The 14,263-nt window shown below is 41.7% G+C and carries 14 protein-coding genes; 6 read left to right on the top strand and 8 right to left on the bottom strand.

The features are described 5' to 3' along the window. Together WBM98_RS14660 and WBM98_RS14655 are read left to right on the top strand one after the other, a co-directional pair. Positions 1 to 1,404 carry a TolC family protein gene (locus WBM98_RS14660; protein ID WP_424366772.1) on the top strand — a complete coding sequence of 468 codons (1,404 nt, stop codon included), beginning with the start codon at positions 1 to 3 and terminating at the stop codon, positions 1,402 to 1,404. A 43-nt stretch (positions 1,405 to 1,447) separates the two neighbouring features. Next, positions 1,448 to 2,152, top strand: a complete 705-nt coding sequence (locus WBM98_RS14655; RefSeq protein ID WP_424366771.1) for a thioredoxin family protein — start codon at positions 1,448 to 1,450, stop codon at positions 2,150 to 2,152. On the opposite strand, the gene WBM98_RS14650 is transcribed toward WBM98_RS14655, so the two are convergent. The 5 genes from WBM98_RS14650 to WBM98_RS14630 form a co-directional block, all read right to left on the bottom strand. Continuing rightward, on the bottom strand, positions 2,135 to 2,863 hold the full coding sequence (locus WBM98_RS14650; RefSeq protein ID WP_424366770.1) for a hypothetical protein: 729 nt from the start codon (positions 2,861 to 2,863) through the stop codon (positions 2,135 to 2,137). The two genes, WBM98_RS14655 and WBM98_RS14650, sit on opposite strands and share 18 nt — an antisense overlap. Positions 2,864 to 2,934: 71 nt before the next feature. Next, on the bottom strand, positions 2,935 to 3,645 hold the full coding sequence (gene truB / locus WBM98_RS14645; RefSeq protein ID WP_424366769.1) for a tRNA pseudouridine(55) synthase TruB: 711 nt from the start codon (positions 3,643 to 3,645) through the stop codon (positions 2,935 to 2,937). Between the two features lie 40 nt (positions 3,646 to 3,685). Continuing rightward, complete coding sequence (locus tag WBM98_RS14640) at positions 3,686 to 4,480, bottom strand: undecaprenyl-diphosphate phosphatase (RefSeq protein ID WP_424366768.1); 795 nt, start codon at positions 4,478 to 4,480, stop codon at positions 3,686 to 3,688. Further along, a complete protein-coding gene (locus WBM98_RS14635) occupies positions 4,481 to 4,750 on the bottom strand; it encodes a DUF3098 domain-containing protein (protein ID WP_424366767.1) in 270 nt (89 codons plus the stop codon). A 157-nt stretch (positions 4,751 to 4,907) separates the two neighbouring features. After that, positions 4,908 to 5,786, bottom strand: a complete 879-nt coding sequence (locus WBM98_RS14630) for a cell division protein FtsX (protein ID WP_424366766.1) — start codon at positions 5,784 to 5,786, stop codon at positions 4,908 to 4,910. A gap of 118 nt (positions 5,787 to 5,904) precedes the next feature. Between WBM98_RS14630 and leuS the strand changes: the two genes are divergently transcribed. The 3 genes from leuS to WBM98_RS14615 all read left to right on the top strand — a co-directional run bounded on the left by leuS (position 5,905) and on the right by WBM98_RS14615 (position 10,930). After that, complete coding sequence (leuS, locus tag WBM98_RS14625; protein WP_424366765.1) at positions 5,905 to 8,718, top strand: leucine--tRNA ligase; 2,814 nt, start codon at positions 5,905 to 5,907, stop codon at positions 8,716 to 8,718. A gap of 269 nt (positions 8,719 to 8,987) precedes the next feature. Beyond that, a complete protein-coding gene (gene ald, locus WBM98_RS14620) occupies positions 8,988 to 10,088 on the top strand; it encodes an alanine dehydrogenase (protein ID WP_424366764.1) in 1,101 nt (366 codons plus the stop codon). A 146-nt stretch (positions 10,089 to 10,234) separates the two neighbouring features. Then, on the top strand, positions 10,235 to 10,930 hold the full coding sequence (locus tag WBM98_RS14615) for a zinc metallopeptidase (RefSeq protein WP_424366763.1): 696 nt from the start codon (positions 10,235 to 10,237) through the stop codon (positions 10,928 to 10,930). Between the two features lie 158 nt (positions 10,931 to 11,088). Here the strand turns inward: WBM98_RS14615 and WBM98_RS14610 are convergent, their stop codons facing one another. Continuing rightward, complete coding sequence (locus tag WBM98_RS14610; RefSeq protein WP_424366762.1) at positions 11,089 to 11,559, bottom strand: Lrp/AsnC ligand binding domain-containing protein; 471 nt, start codon at positions 11,557 to 11,559, stop codon at positions 11,089 to 11,091. A 47-nt stretch (positions 11,560 to 11,606) separates the two neighbouring features. Continuing rightward, positions 11,607 to 12,980 (bottom strand): saccharopine dehydrogenase family protein, encoded by a 1,374-nt coding sequence (locus WBM98_RS14605; protein ID WP_424366761.1) that lies wholly within the window; start codon positions 12,978 to 12,980, stop codon positions 11,607 to 11,609. Positions 12,981 to 13,064: 84 nt separating this feature from the next. Between WBM98_RS14605 and WBM98_RS14600 the strand changes: the two genes are divergently transcribed. Then, positions 13,065 to 13,463: a DUF423 domain-containing protein gene (locus tag WBM98_RS14600; protein ID WP_424366760.1), complete on the top strand. Its 399-nt coding sequence runs from the start codon at positions 13,065 to 13,067 to the stop codon at positions 13,461 to 13,463. Positions 13,464 to 13,512: 49 nt separating this feature from the next. Here the strand turns inward: WBM98_RS14600 and WBM98_RS14595 are convergent, their stop codons facing one another. Further along, positions 13,513 to 14,259: a uroporphyrinogen-III synthase gene (locus WBM98_RS14595; protein WP_424366759.1), complete on the bottom strand. Its 747-nt coding sequence runs from the start codon at positions 14,257 to 14,259 to the stop codon at positions 13,513 to 13,515. Positions 14,260 to 14,263: the final 4 nt, after the last annotated feature.

The following is a 14,263-nucleotide window of genomic DNA, read 5'->3' as shown; positions in this document are numbered from 1 at the left end:
ATGCGCACCTATAGTTTCTTCCTATTCTTCATCTTGTGCTTGGCACTTCAGGGTCAGGTACAAGATACCGTGGTCTTGCGGTTCAATGAATATCTGGGGTATGTAAAAAAATACCATCCGATTGCAAAACAAGCTGAATTGCAAATAGGTGTGGGCCAGGCAAATTTAATGAAAGCCAGGGGCGGATTTGACCCGAAGATCGAGGTTGATTATGACCAAAAGAAATTCAAGGGGACTGAATATTACGATCGTTTGAATACCACCTTCAAGATACCTACGTGGTACGGTATTGAGCTCAAAGGCAATTTTGAACAGAATAGTGGGGAATATCTAAACCCTGCAGAGACGCTTCCCCCCGATGGTTTGTACAGTGCAGGAATGTCAATGTCGCTCGGACAAGGCTTATGGATCAACGATCGCATGGCAACCCTTAAAAAGGCAAAATATTTCAGGAATCAGTCCAAGGTGGATCGTGACTTGTTGGTGAACCAAATTCTTTATGAGGCTTCCCTTGCTTATTTTGATTGGTTGAAAGCATATAACGAGGCCTTGATTTATCAGCATTTTTTGGATAACGCCAAAATGAGGTTTGAGGGCATAAAACGCAATGCGAGCACTGGTGATATTGCGGCAATCGATACCGTAGAGGCGAAAATTGCCATGCAATCCAGGGCATTGGGCCTAGAACAGGTAAAAGTGGGATTAATGAAACAAGCGTTGGTCCTTTCGAATTTTTTATGGATAAATGAGGGCATCCCCATGGAATTGCAACCCAATGTAATCCCTGAAACAGCGATTGAAGCGGAGATTGACATTACCCTTGAAATTTTGGGAAAACCATTGGATAGTTTTTCCATTGAAAATCATCCAAAATTAAAATCTTTGGGTTATAAAATTGATGGATTACGGGTTGAAAAACAATTAAAGACAAATCGCCTATTGCCTAAGATAGACGTACAGTATAATTTTTTGACCGAAACACCTGAGTACATAAATTCCTTTGAAACAGGGCAGTACAAAGGAGGTATTAGTTTTCAATTACCGCTTTTTCTGCGAAAGGAAAGGGGGGATCTGCGATTGGCGAAATACAAAGTGCAAGAGGCACAATATGAGCTTGATAATGCCCAAATACAGATTAAGAACAAGATTTTGTCGGTATATCGGGAATTGGAATCCTTTGAATCCCAAAACCTAATGATCAATGAAATAGTAGATAATTACACGTTACTTTTAAATGCGGAGGAACGCAAATTCAGTTTTGGGGAAAGTTCCTTGTTTTTGATTAATTCCCGGGAAAGCAAACTCATTGATGCAGAATTAAAAAAGATCGAAGTGCGTAACAAATACTATATGGCCAAGGCAAAACTATTCGAAAGCCTTTCGGTGAACCCCCAGAATTTATGATAAAAATAAGAATAGTGTAAGGTTTGGCGTAAAATAGCCACCTATGTCACCTAAGTTACCAATGGAATTGATTTTCGATGGTAACTTTGTCGTTTTAATCGCAATATTTATGGACGCAATCGTTTTGGAAAATGTAGAGGTTACCACGGAAGCACTGGTACAAAAAGGAATGGATAAAGGAATGTCATATGAAGACTATAGGTTTTTGATGGATACGCTAGCCCAAGAAGGAAGGGCCACTGGGCAAGAAACATCCGAAGCTGAGGTCAATTATACGCTCTTGAACCAACGACGTATGAAACGTTTGGACAAAACCTTGAAAATCAATGAAGAATTCACTGAAAGAATTCTGGGTTTTGATCAAGTCAAAGTAACCTGGCTGGTGTTGACCGAAAGTTGGTGTGGGGATGCGGCGCAGGTCTTGCCCATGATCAATAAAGTGGCAGCACTCAACGACAATATAACCTTAAAAATAATCCTACGGGATGAAAACCTCGACATCATGAATCGGTTTTTGACCCAAGGTGCCATGAGTATCCCAAAATTGATCATGGTGAATAATGCGTCAGGCGAAATACTGGGCGAGTGGGGTTCCCGACCAAAAATCGCAGAACAGTTGGTTAGTGACTTTAAAAATCAATATGGTGCATTGACACCCGAATTCAAGGAAGAACTACAGGTTTGGTATAATGCCGACAAAGGGCAAAGCATACTTACCGATCTCTTAGACTTACTTTCCTTGGAATAAGTAGGTGATGGTCCCTTTTTGAAATGCTTTTGAAGAGGCATCGAACTTGGCCTGGAGGGCATAGGTGATAGCGTTGTCGACCAGGCAACCATTCGAGGTGCCAGAGCTTTTTGAATTAAAGCTTGCATCGATAACATTTCCCAATGCATCGACTTCAATATTTATAACCACTTTTCCACCTTCAATACAGGTATAGATTGGGGGCGGTAATTTGTAATTGTTTCTATCGATCAGGGAGTAGGAGACCGATGTTCTTCTCGCGGCCAGATTATTCGTGCGCTCTTCTTTTTGGGCTTCCCTTTCACCCAGCAATTGTTTTTTCTCCTCCCTTTGCTTTGCCAATTCCTTTACCTTGGCTACATAGTCTGTGTCTTCAGTATCATAATCAGAATTGTCATCGGAAGTGGCAGTGGCTTTCTCCTCTAAAAGCTCTTCTAGGGTCTTAAGCGGTTCGGGATTCCCAAAACTGGGTTTGGCCGTTTCATTGTACGCCATATGGCTTTTTATGGGATCCTGTTGCTGCAATTCTTCCAACATCTTTTCCTCTTCCTGAATCAACTCCTCGAGATCTTCCTGGTCCAGAACCAACTCAACTACATACTCATCTTCCTCTTGGTTTCCACCAAGATGAATACTATACAACCCCAAGACCACTATGGCCATAGCGAAGATGGTAATGAGCAAAGCCAATTGTTGACGATTTAGTTGCATAAGTCTATAACCCGTATTTTGTCGAAATATTTTAATTTTTCGTTGAAATGGGATCCATGGCGTTTTCCACCCTAAATACTCCCGGTTTCTAGCAATATATCTGCAAAAACGTTGGGATCCATGGCTATATTTACGTTGTAATCACCTATTTTGGTTCTTCGCAATGCCGATAAATGGCTTCCTGAATGTAATGCTTTCCCAAAATCATGGGCCAATGAACGAATGTAGGTGCCCTTGCTACAGACAATCCTGAAATCAACGTTAGGCAAATCTATATTGGTGATTTCAAATTCAGAAATTGTTACACGTCGTTTTTTTATAGCAACTTCCTTGCCTTCCCGGGCATATTCATACAATCGTTTCCCATCTTTTTTAAGCGCTGAAAATACAGGCGGTGTCTGTTCAATATTCCCGATAAATCCTGTTGTGGTTTTTTGAATCAATGCATCCGAGATATGCGCTATGGAAAAGGTTTCATCCACAGCGGTTTCAAGATCATAGGAGGGTGTGGTTGCTCCCAAGGTGATAGTTCCTGTATACTCTTTTGCCTGCCCCTGAAGGTCATTTATTTTTTTGGTGAACTTGCCTGTGCAAATCAGTAAAAGGCCAGTTGCCAATGGATCAAGGGTACCTGCATGGCCAATCTTTATTTTTTTTAGGTGGAATTTCTTACGAATGGCCCATTTGAGTTTGTTCACGGCTTGAAACGATGACCAGCGCAAGGGCTTATCGATCAAAAGCAACTGTCCTTCCAAAAAATCCTCTTTTGATAATGATTCCATTAAAGGGTCTTTTTTTAGTCTTTTTAGGGGTGTATGGAAATTAGCTCCAAAAGCTATATCCAATCGCAATGAGCCCTACGATCAAACAGTACACCGCAAAGTAGGTGAGTTTGCTTTTTTTTACCAGTTGGATCATCCATGTACATGCAGCCAATCCTGCAATGAATGCTGCAATGAAACCGGCACCCATGGCAAAAGTGTTTTCGCTGTGGAAGCTGAGTTCCCCACTCATGATATCCTTGCCTATTTTACCGAAAATCAAAGGAACCACCATTAAAAATGAAAAACGGGCGGCCTTGGTCTTGTCAACACCCATTATAACCGAGGTAGATATGGTTGCTCCTGACCTTGAGATACCGGGGAGCATGGCAATGGCTTGGGAAACACCTACAATAAAGGCATTTTTGTACGAGACTTTCTTATCAGTATCCTTGGCCTTATCGGCAAAATAGAGCAAAACGGCCGTTACCAATAACATAAAGCCAACAAAGCGGACATCCCCGCCAAAAAAGGCTTCCAATTGTTTTTCAAAAAACAGGCCTACAAAGACCGCTGGAAGCATGGAAATGATGATTTTTAATGTAAATCGGGTTTCCTCGTTCCATGTGAATTGAAAAAGGCCTCGAAGTATTTCCCAAACATCCTTTCTGAATACCACTAGCGTGCTCAATGCCGTGGCAAAATGAAGTACTACGGTAAACAAAAGACTTTCCTCAGGGACGGTGCTATCCCCCAATATGGCTTTGCCCAATTCTAAATGTCCACTGGATGAAACGGGAAGAAATTCGGTAAGACCCTGTACGATTCCAAGGATTATGGCATCAATGGTTTCCAATTAATTGCGCTTCTTATGGGGATTCAACAAAATAGCATAGATTTCTATTCCAAGACCGATCAGTACTAAGGTCGGCGCCAATCGAATTCTACGAAAATTAAAAATATCAGGATTAAAAACGTTGGGATCATCACTGCCTCCCCCGGTCATAAGAATGAACCCTAAGGTAATAAAGGCAATGCCCAAGAACATGAACATATAATTCTTTTTATGAAATATGAATTCAGGCTTTACAGGTTGCCCATTCGAATTGTGCTGCTTTTTAGACATGGCGCAAATGTAATGAAGTCCGTCGTATTTATTTTTATATAAACGCGATTTTATGTTTTTATTACATATTGCGTACTTTTTGAACTATTGGGTAAAACCAAGGGTACCCATTTTATAATTTGAAGAAATGCGTGCCTGATAGAAACCAAAGACTGAACTAATAATACAACTCGTCTGTCCTTAGGTTTAAAAAGCGTTGGGTTGCGAAGTAGGTACTTATCAATGAGATCAAAACGCCTAACACAAAAACCCCTACGAATAGAATAATCAATTGCGTACTGTCTTGTAAGATATCGAATTCGGTAAAATTATTGTGCAAATAGATCAACACCCCTCCCAAGGCCAATAGGGCAATGACAGCGCCCAGCATGCCCAGTTTAATGTTTGTCCAAAGAAAAGGCTTTCGAATGAATATTTTTGTGGCCCCTACCATTTGCATGGTCTTTATGATAAAGCGTTTGGAGTAGATAGACAATCGTATGGAACTGTTGATAAGCAAAACCGCGATGAACGTAAAAATAGCACTGGCCACAAGGATCCAGAAACTGATTTTTTTTACATTGTCACTGAGAAGTCCGACCAATGGCTTGTCATAACTTACTTCATCGACATAATTCTTTTTGGAGATCCCTGTCGCAATTTCCTCAATCTGTTCGGGGGAAACAAAGTCTGCGTTCAATTGTACATCAATGGAATTCTTCAACGGATTGTACCCTAGGAAATCAATAAAATTCTCCCCGATTTCCTGACTGTGTTGTTCCGCTGCCTCTTCTTTGGATACATAGGTGGCAGATTTGGTATATTCTGCCATGGCCAGGCTTTTTTGCAGTTGATCCACTTCGACCTCCTTGGCATTTTCCTTTAGAAAGACCGAAATCGTAATCTGCTCTTTAAAATGATCGGCCATTTTTTTGGTGTTCAGTACCAATAAACCGAGGATGCCCAAAAGAAAAAGCACCAGCCCAATACTTAAGACCACTGAGAAATACGAAGAAATCAACTTTCGTTTTTGGTAACTTTCAAAAGATTTGCTCATGTGTCGTGTACTTCAATATGTAAAAATAGGAAAGTAAATCGAATAAACTTATTTTTGTGAATCCAGACCTGTCAGGTTTTTTCATACTTGACAGGTCTGTTGATAAAGTTAAGTTGACATGAACTACGATTTTAGGCGTATAGAGGATAAATGGCAGGCCTATTGGGCCGAAAACCAAACATTTAAGGCGGAGAATAATTCCAATGCGGAAAAATTCTATGTGTTGGATATGTTTCCCTACCCCTCTGGGGCTGGGCTTCATGTTGGGCATCCGTTAGGGTATATCGCCAGTGATATTTATGCGCGATATAAGCGACATAAAGGTTTTAATGTGCTGCACCCCATGGGCTATGACTCCTTTGGTCTTCCTGCAGAGCAATATGCCATTCAAACAGGACAACATCCGGCAATTACGACCGAGACCAATATTAATAGGTATCGGGAACAATTGGATAAAATAGGTTTCTCTTTTGATTGGAGCCGTGAGGTTCGTACGTCGAACCCCAAATATTACAAATGGACCCAATGGATCTTTATTCAATTGTTCAATTCTTGGTACAACAAGGATACCGACAAGGCCGAGGGTATTGAAACTTTAATCACGCAATTCGAGAAAGAGGGGAACAGTAAGGTACATGCGGTATGCGATGAGAACATGGCGTTATTCTCCGCAACGGAATGGAAGGCATTTTCAAGTACGGACAAACAGAAAATACTATTGCAATACCGACTAACCTACCTCGCGGAAACAGAGGTCAATTGGTGTCCGGCTTTGGGAACGGTTTTAGCCAATGATGAAATAGTCAATGGGGTTTCTGAGCGTGGGGGCCACCCTGTGGTTCGTAAAAAAATGACCCAGTGGAGCATGCGGATCACTGCATATGCCCAACGACTATTGGATGGTCTTGACAAAATAGATTGGCCCCAGCCCTTGAAAGACTCCCAAACGAATTGGATTGGGCGCTCTCAAGGTGCTGAAGTCGAATTCAGGATCCAGCATTCAGCATTCAGGATTCCTGTTTTCACTACTAGGCCCGACACCATTTTCGGGGTTAGTTTTATGACCTTGGCCCCAGAGCATGAATTGGTTTCCAAAATCACAACCCCGAAACAACAAGCCGAGGTCGATGCGTATGTGGAAGCTACGGCCAAACGTTCGGAACGTGACCGAATGGCCGATGTTAAGACCATTACCGGGGCGTTTACCGGGGCGTTTGCAGAACACCCCTTTACCAAGGAGCCCATACCGATTTGGATCGGCGATTATGTGTTGGCAGGTTATGGTACGGGAGCGGTGATGTCAGTTCCTTGCGGTGACCAGCGTGATTATGACTTTGCGAAGCATTTCAATATCCCTATTCCGAATATATTTGAAGGGGTCGATATTTCCCAGGAAGCATTTTCGGATAAGGAAACAACGGTTATTGCGAATTCTGACTTTTTAAACGGGTTGTCTTATAAGAAGGCCGTAAAGCGGATTGTCTTTGAATTGGAGAAAATAGGCCAGGGGGAAGGAAAGATAAATTATCGGCTACGCGATGCTGTTTTTAGCCGTCAACGCTATTGGGGTGAACCTTTCCCGGTGTATTATGTAAATGGTTTGCCGCAAATGATAGCCGCAGAACACTTACCCATTCACTTACCGGAAGTTGAAAAATACCTACCTACCGAAACCGGGGAACCCCCTTTAGGGAATGCAATGGTCTGGGCTTGGGATACAAAAAACAATAAAGTGGTCGAAAATGAAGCGATCGACCATGCAACTATATTTCCGCTTGAATTGAATACCATGCCGGGTTGGGCAGGGAGTTCCCAATATTTTAACCGCTATATGGATCCCCGTAACGACGATGAGATTTTCTCTAAGGAAGCTATTGATTATTGGCAGGATGTGGACTTGTACATTGGAGGTAGCGAACATGCCACCGGGCATTTATTGTATTCGCGATTTTGGCAAAAATTCATGTTCGATAAGGGATTCGTGCCCAAAGATGAATTTGCCAAAAAATTGATTAACCAAGGGATGATCACAGGGACAAGCGCTTTCGTTTATCGGGAAGAGGAAACAGGGAACGTAATCTCTAAAGGGAAAATAGGGAATAGAAAGGTTACTCCGATTCATGCTGATGTTTCGCTTGTGAATGCGTCTGACGAGTTGGATGTGGCCGCTTTTAAAAATTGGAAACCAGAATTCAAGGATGCAGAGTTTATCTTGGAGAATGACAAATATATCGTTGGTCGTGAAGTCGAAAAAATGTCCAAGTCGAAATACAATGTGGTAAGTCCGGATAGTATTTGTGAGGACTATGGGGCCGATTCCTTGCGTTTGTATGAAATGTTCCTCGGGCCTTTGGAACAGTCCAAACCTTGGAATACCGCAGGGATCACGGGTACCCATTCGTTCCTTAAGAAATTATGGCGTTTGTTTTTTGATACGGATGGGGCCAAGTTCGATACCAGCGAACCTACGAAGGAAAACTTAAAGACCCTTCATAAAACCATTAAAAAGGTCGAGGAAGATATTGAGCACTTTAGTTTCAATACCTCGGTCTCCACTTTTATGATCTGTGTCAATGAACTCTCGGCCCAAAGATGTACCAGTCGCGCAATTTTGGAGCCCTTGGCGATATTGGTTTCCCCATATGCACCGCATATAGCCGAGGAACTTTGGGAACAATTGGGTCATGCAGGATCCATTTCCACAGCACCTTTCCCCATATTCGATGCATCCTATTTGGTTGAAAACAGTAAGGAATACCCTATATCCTTCAATGGTAAAATGCGTTTTACGCTAGAATTGTCCTTGGATTTGGACAAGGAGGGTATTGAAGCGGCGGTAATGGCCCATGAGAAAACCCAGCAACAGTTACAGGGAAGAACCCCTAAAAAGGTTATCGTTGTGCCAGGTAAGATTGTGAATATTGTTGGGTGAACACTTAAGTCTATCCAACAAAAGCCGATTTCTTTTTCAATGAAATCGGCTTTTGTTATTTAATAATGACATTTATTTATTCACCTCCCCTAAAAAAATCACTAAAAAGAATAAATAACAATAAAATATAACTTCACCCCTATTAAATATAGGGGTATATAGCTATTAATGTGGTATTATAGCGAAATTACCCCTATTTTATATGCAATAATTTTTTTATTTCGAACTATTGTCACAATTTTACTTCCATATTCTAAAATCATAACAAAATGACAATAGGCGTCCCAAAAGAAATAAAGAATAATGAGAGTCGAGTCGGTATGACACCGGCAGGTGTTTTTGAATTGGTTCATAAAAAGCATACCGTTTATGTGCAATCTGGTGCTGGGGATGGTAGTGGTTTTTGCGACGAGGACTACAAACAGGTAGGGGCCATTATATTGGATGCCATTGGCCAGGTATATAGTATGAGTGACATGATCGTGAAGGTGAAAGAACCCATTGAAGAGGAATATGGTCTCATTCAAAAAGGACAAATAGTATTCACCTATTTTCATTTTGCTTCTAGTGAACCTTTGACGAAAGCGATGATCGAGAGTGGGGCCATATGCATTGCCTATGAGACGGTAGAGGACAAAGAAGGGACCTTACCTTTGCTGACTCCTATGTCTGAGGTTGCCGGTAGAATGGCCATTCAACAGGGGGCTAAATATTTAGAGAAACCCAAAAAAGGCCGAGGGGTATTACTAGGCGGTGTTCCCGGTGTCCCTCCCGGAAGGGTATTGATATTGGGAGCAGGGGTTGTAGGCATACAAGCTGCTAAAATGGCAGCAGGACTTGGCGCCCATGTGACAATTCTCGATATAAACATGAAAAGGCTTCGTTATGTAAATGATGTGATGCCAAGTCATGTAGTCACGGAATTTTCAAATGAATATAATATTCGAAAACATGTAAAGACCCATGATTTGATCGTAGGCGGGGTATTGGTCAAAGGTGCCAAAGCCCCTAATTTAATTACCAGGGATATGCTTAAGACCATGCATCCTGGTGCAGTGATTGTTGATGTTGCCGTGGATCAAGGGGGGTGTGTTGAAACAACCAAGCCGACAACACATGAAGACCCCATTTATATCATTGATGATGTAGTTCATTACTCTGTGGCCAATATGCCTGGAGCCGTACCTTATACTTCCACAGTGGCGTTGACCAATGTAACCTTGCCTTATGTATTGGCATTGGCTAATAAAGGATGGCAAAAGGCATGCTCCGATGATGAATCGTTGAATAAAGGGCTGAATATTGCCCTTGGAGAAGTAATTTACAAAGAAATCATAGATACGTTTGGTTGGGATACCGCAATGGCATAAAAAGTACATTTTGTCAGTGTAAAGTGCCTTGCTAACTCCAGATGGCTTATTAATGGAGATTGGCGGGGTTTTTGCTTTTAATTTAATCTGGTTCTTAACGAAATGGGAATCTTTAGTATTTTTATAAAAATTAAACTGGAAAAATTATGATGGGATATTATATATTAATCGGTGCCATTGCCTTGGTAAGTTGGCTGGTAAGTAGTAAACTGAAAAGCAAGTTCAAGTATTATTCCAAGGTGCATTTGCAAAATGGAATGAGCGGTGCGGAGATTGCCGAGAAAATGTTGGCCGACCATGGAATTCGCGATGTAAAGGTCGTCTCTACCCCGGGAATGTTGTCGGATCACTACAATCCAAAGAACAAGACCGTTAACCTGAGTGAAGGGGTTTATAGTCAACGCAACGCTTCTGCGGCTGCGGTTGCTGCCCATGAATGTGGCCATGCCGTACAGCATGCCCAAGCTTATGAATGGTTGACTTTGAGGTCTAAATTGGTCCCCGTGGTTAGTGTTACTTCCGGCATGTCTATGTGGGTTGTTTTTGGAGGACTGATGCTAGGTGCAGCAGCAGGTGTGGGATTTGGATATTGGGTGGCCATTGCAGGATTGGTGATGATGGGAATGGCAACCTTGTTCAGTTTTATCACCTTGCCGGTTGAATATGACGCAAGCAATAGGGCTTTAGCTTGGTTGAAGGCCAAGAATATGGTAACACCGCAAGAATATAAAGGTTCTGAAGATGCCTTGAAGTGGGCGGCCCGTACCTATTTGGTAGCGGCCATTGGCTCCTTGGCTACCCTTTTCTATTGGGGATTACAAGTCTTGGGAGGAAGGGATTAATTGGCTTTTCAAATACAAAAGAAAGAGGCTGTCAAAAAAGTTTAAAATTAAACTTTCTGTCCCATCGAGCGGAGTCGAGATGTATTGAATATCAGTAGTTACTTTTCTCGACTACGCTCGAAATGACAGCAGAACCGACTTTTTACACAACCACTTTTTTATATCGTTATCTGCCGATCGATCTGTTGGTTTAACGAGATAAAGGTTTCTGTGCGTGAAACCCCCTCAATCTGTTGGATCTCTTTGTTCAGCACATGCATTAAATGTTCATTGTCCCTGCATAGTACTTTGATAAGGATCGACCAATTACCTGTTGTATAATGACATTCCAATACCTCCGGGATTTTCTCCAATTGTTTTACGGCCATAGGATTGCTCATGGCCTTATCCAAATAGATGCCAATGTAGGCCATTGTGGTATACCCCAAGACTTTTGGGTTGATGATGAACTTTGAACCAGATAAAAGTCCTGATGCTTCCAACTTCCGCAAACGTTGGTGAATGGCCGCACCCGAAATACCAATACTTCGTGCTATTTCAAGTACCGGTTTACGCGCATCGTTCATTAAAAACCTTAGGATTTTCTTATCAATCCCATCAATCTTAACATTTTTATCGTCAGATTTCATTTTTGCGTTTCAATATGAAAGTAAAAATACAAAATCCCGATTAAATTCTAATTGCCTACACTATGCGGATTATAACCCAAATAAGGCACTTCATATTCTTTGAAAGTGATGCCATAGTTCCTCAGTTCAGCTAAAATAGGATCATATACTTCTTTTGATATGGGAATTTGCACCCCTGGGGTTTTTATTTTTTCGTTGAGGATCAGCAGTGTGGCAATGGCAACCGGTAATCCTACGGTCTTAGCCATGGCCGTATGAGTCCGGTTTTCACCGATTACAACCATATTGGCGTCAATTTGTAATTTTTTACCATGCAGTTCATAGCCGAACTTATGGTACATTACGATCATGTCCTTATCATCTTCATCAAGCGTCCAACTATCTTCCAGGATCAATTGCAATATTTGGGCAGGAGTGGCATGGTTGAGGGGAATGGTCTTTTTGGCATCGAAAAGATGTAGTTCGGAAAGCATTTCCCATTTACTGTCATCTTGGTCGATTTTCAAATAATGCCTCAACTTCAATTCGACCGAGTCTGTTGGGGAATAGGGGAGAAACAAATTGGTGAACTCGCGATAAGACATCCCCTTGGAGTTCTCCACGGCATAGCTGTCATCGGTCATTCCCAACTGAACGAACATATTCCATGCTTTTGAAAAACCGACCCTGCGCATGGTGCCCCTATACAGGGTAAGTGCTTCCTGTAAGCCGTAGGCTTCACGATACTTTAAGGAATCCCGGTTGGCATATCCTTCGAATTTGCCATATCCCTCGATTTCAAAAAATTCGGTACGCCTAAAAAGCTTGTGGTAGGGAATGTATTTATACGTGCCTTCCTGTATGAATTTTGCAGCACCACCTTGACCGGCCAGAACAACATTCCTAGGGTTCCAGGTAAATTTATAGTTCCATAGATTGGTATCACTTTCTGGGGCGACCAAACCTCCGGTAAACGATTCAAAAAGTACCATTTTACCTCCTTGGTTTCTAATGCGGTCAATGATCTGCATGGCACTCATATGGTCGATACCCGGGTCAAGACCAATTTCGTTCATAAAGATCAGCCCTTTCTTTTTTAAGGCTTTATCAAGGGCCTCAATTTCGTCGCTGATGTACGAAGCGGTAACGAGATGTTTTTTAAAAGCCACGCAATCCTCGGCGACTTTTATATGAAAACGGGCTGGGAGCATCGAAACGACTATATCACTATTTTTGATCTCCTTCCTTCGGGCCTCGTCGTTTAAAATATCCATGGGCACAACCCGGCAATTGTGATGGTCCTTAATTGAAGTCGGAATCGTTTTTGGGTCTATATCCCCAATGGTCAAGAGAAGTTTTTCTGTATCGGACTTTTCCAGAAAGTAGTCCAATAGGTAAGACGTTGATTTTCCGGCACCTAAAACAAGTATTTTTCGCAACATTACGTTTAATTACTTTTATGTGATAATAACGGAACACTAAGGTATCAAATTGTTATTTTTATAAAATTAGAGACGTATTAAGTTATGAACAAAACAATTTTCAGTACGGGGATATTCTTTGGGGTCCTTGCGGTTTTATTGGGTGCTTTTGGGGCACATGGTTTGGAAAAGCTTATTGATTCGGATGCGATATTGACCTATGAGACGGGTATTAGGTATCAGATGTACCATGCCTTGTTCTTGTTGATATTGGCGAATACAAGATTCTTGCCCGAGCAACATAAAAAGCTGGTTTTTTATCTGATCGTCCTGGGAATGGTGCTGTTTTCGTTTTCGATCTATTTTTTGGCCACCAACGCCTTGACCGACTTCGATTTTAAGAAAATCGCCTTGCTGACACCATTGGGTGGTACCTTGTTGATTTTTGGATGGTTGGTTTTAGGGTATAAGGTGTTCAAAAGTAAACCAAGCCTGCCTTTGTAGGGTTTTTGTATCTTCAAAAAGAAAAGGGCCCCTTAATGAGGCCCAATCCTTATTTTTTGTTTACCGTGGTAATGTATTTTTGCAATGCCATCGTCATAGAAGGCGTTTCTGGCGTAGGCGCTTTGATATCTATGCGCAAACCGGCTCCGGTGGCTGCGTCTATGGTTGAATTGCCGAATACCGCTATCCGCGTATCCTTCTGTTCAAAATCAGGGAAATTCTTTAGCAATGACTCTATCCCTGAAGGGCTAAAGAAGACCAGAACATCATAATACACATCCCTTAGGTCTGATAGATCGCTGATCACGGTTTTATAGAAAATGCCTCGGGTCCAATTAACACCCAATTCATCCAGAGTTTCAGGCACCTGTGGTTTTAAGACATCAGAGGATGGCAAAAGAAATTTTTCGTCCTTGTATTTTTTAAATAAGGGAATTAGGTCATTGAAATTCATCTTACCTACATAAATCTTGCGCTTACGATACACCACATATTTTTGCAAATAGTAGGCAACAGCTTCAGACTGGCAAAAGTATTTCATGGTATCAGGCACCTTGAAGCGCATTTCCTCTGCAATCCTGAAAAAATGATCTACGGCATTTCTACTGGTCAAAATAAGGGCAGAATAATTGTGTAAATCTATCTTTTGTTGTCTCACACCTTTCGCATCAACTCCTTCCACATGAATAAATGGCCTGAAGTCAACTTTTACTTTTTCCTTGTCAATGAGTCTGGAATATGGGGAATTTTCCATTTTAGGCTCAGGCTGCGATACCAAAATCGTCTTTACTTTCATAAAT

Source organism: Maribacter sp. (genome assembly GCF_049667165.1).
Taxonomy (GTDB): Bacteria; Bacteroidota; Bacteroidia; order Flavobacteriales; family Flavobacteriaceae; genus Maribacter_A.
Note: the sequence above shows the minus strand (reverse complement) of the source record. Positions and strands in the feature narration are given on the sequence as shown.

Excerpts from the sequence above, each read along its gene's own strand:
- WBM98_RS14660 (WP_424366772.1), top strand. The coding sequence starts at position 1 with ATGCGCACCTATAGTTTCTTCCTATTCTTCATCTTGTGCTTGGCACTT.
- WBM98_RS14655 (WP_424366771.1), top strand. The coding sequence starts at position 1,448 with ATGTCACCTAAGTTACCAATGGAATTGATTTTCGATGGTAACTTTGTC.
- WBM98_RS14650 (WP_424366770.1), bottom strand. The coding sequence starts at position 2,863 with ATGCAACTAAATCGTCAACAATTGGCTTTGCTCATTACCATCTTCGCT.
- truB (WP_424366769.1), bottom strand. The coding sequence starts at position 3,645 with ATGGAATCATTATCAAAAGAGGATTTTTTGGAAGGACAGTTGCTTTTG.
- WBM98_RS14635 (WP_424366767.1), bottom strand. The coding sequence starts at position 4,750 with ATGTCTAAAAAGCAGCACAATTCGAATGGGCAACCTGTAAAGCCTGAA.
- WBM98_RS14630 (WP_424366766.1), bottom strand. The coding sequence starts at position 5,786 with ATGAGCAAATCTTTTGAAAGTTACCAAAAACGAAAGTTGATTTCTTCG.
- leuS (WP_424366765.1), top strand. The coding sequence starts at position 5,905 with ATGAACTACGATTTTAGGCGTATAGAGGATAAATGGCAGGCCTATTGG.
- ald (WP_424366764.1), top strand. The coding sequence starts at position 8,988 with ATGACAATAGGCGTCCCAAAAGAAATAAAGAATAATGAGAGTCGAGTC.
- WBM98_RS14615 (WP_424366763.1), top strand. The coding sequence starts at position 10,235 with ATGATGGGATATTATATATTAATCGGTGCCATTGCCTTGGTAAGTTGG.
- WBM98_RS14610 (WP_424366762.1), bottom strand. The coding sequence starts at position 11,559 with ATGAAATCTGACGATAAAAATGTTAAGATTGATGGGATTGATAAGAAA.
- WBM98_RS14605 (WP_424366761.1), bottom strand. The coding sequence starts at position 12,980 with ATGTTGCGAAAAATACTTGTTTTAGGTGCCGGAAAATCAACGTCTTAC.
- WBM98_RS14600 (WP_424366760.1), top strand. The coding sequence starts at position 13,065 with ATGAACAAAACAATTTTCAGTACGGGGATATTCTTTGGGGTCCTTGCG.
- WBM98_RS14595 (WP_424366759.1), bottom strand. The coding sequence starts at position 14,259 with ATGAAAGTAAAGACGATTTTGGTATCGCAGCCTGAGCCTAAAATGGAA.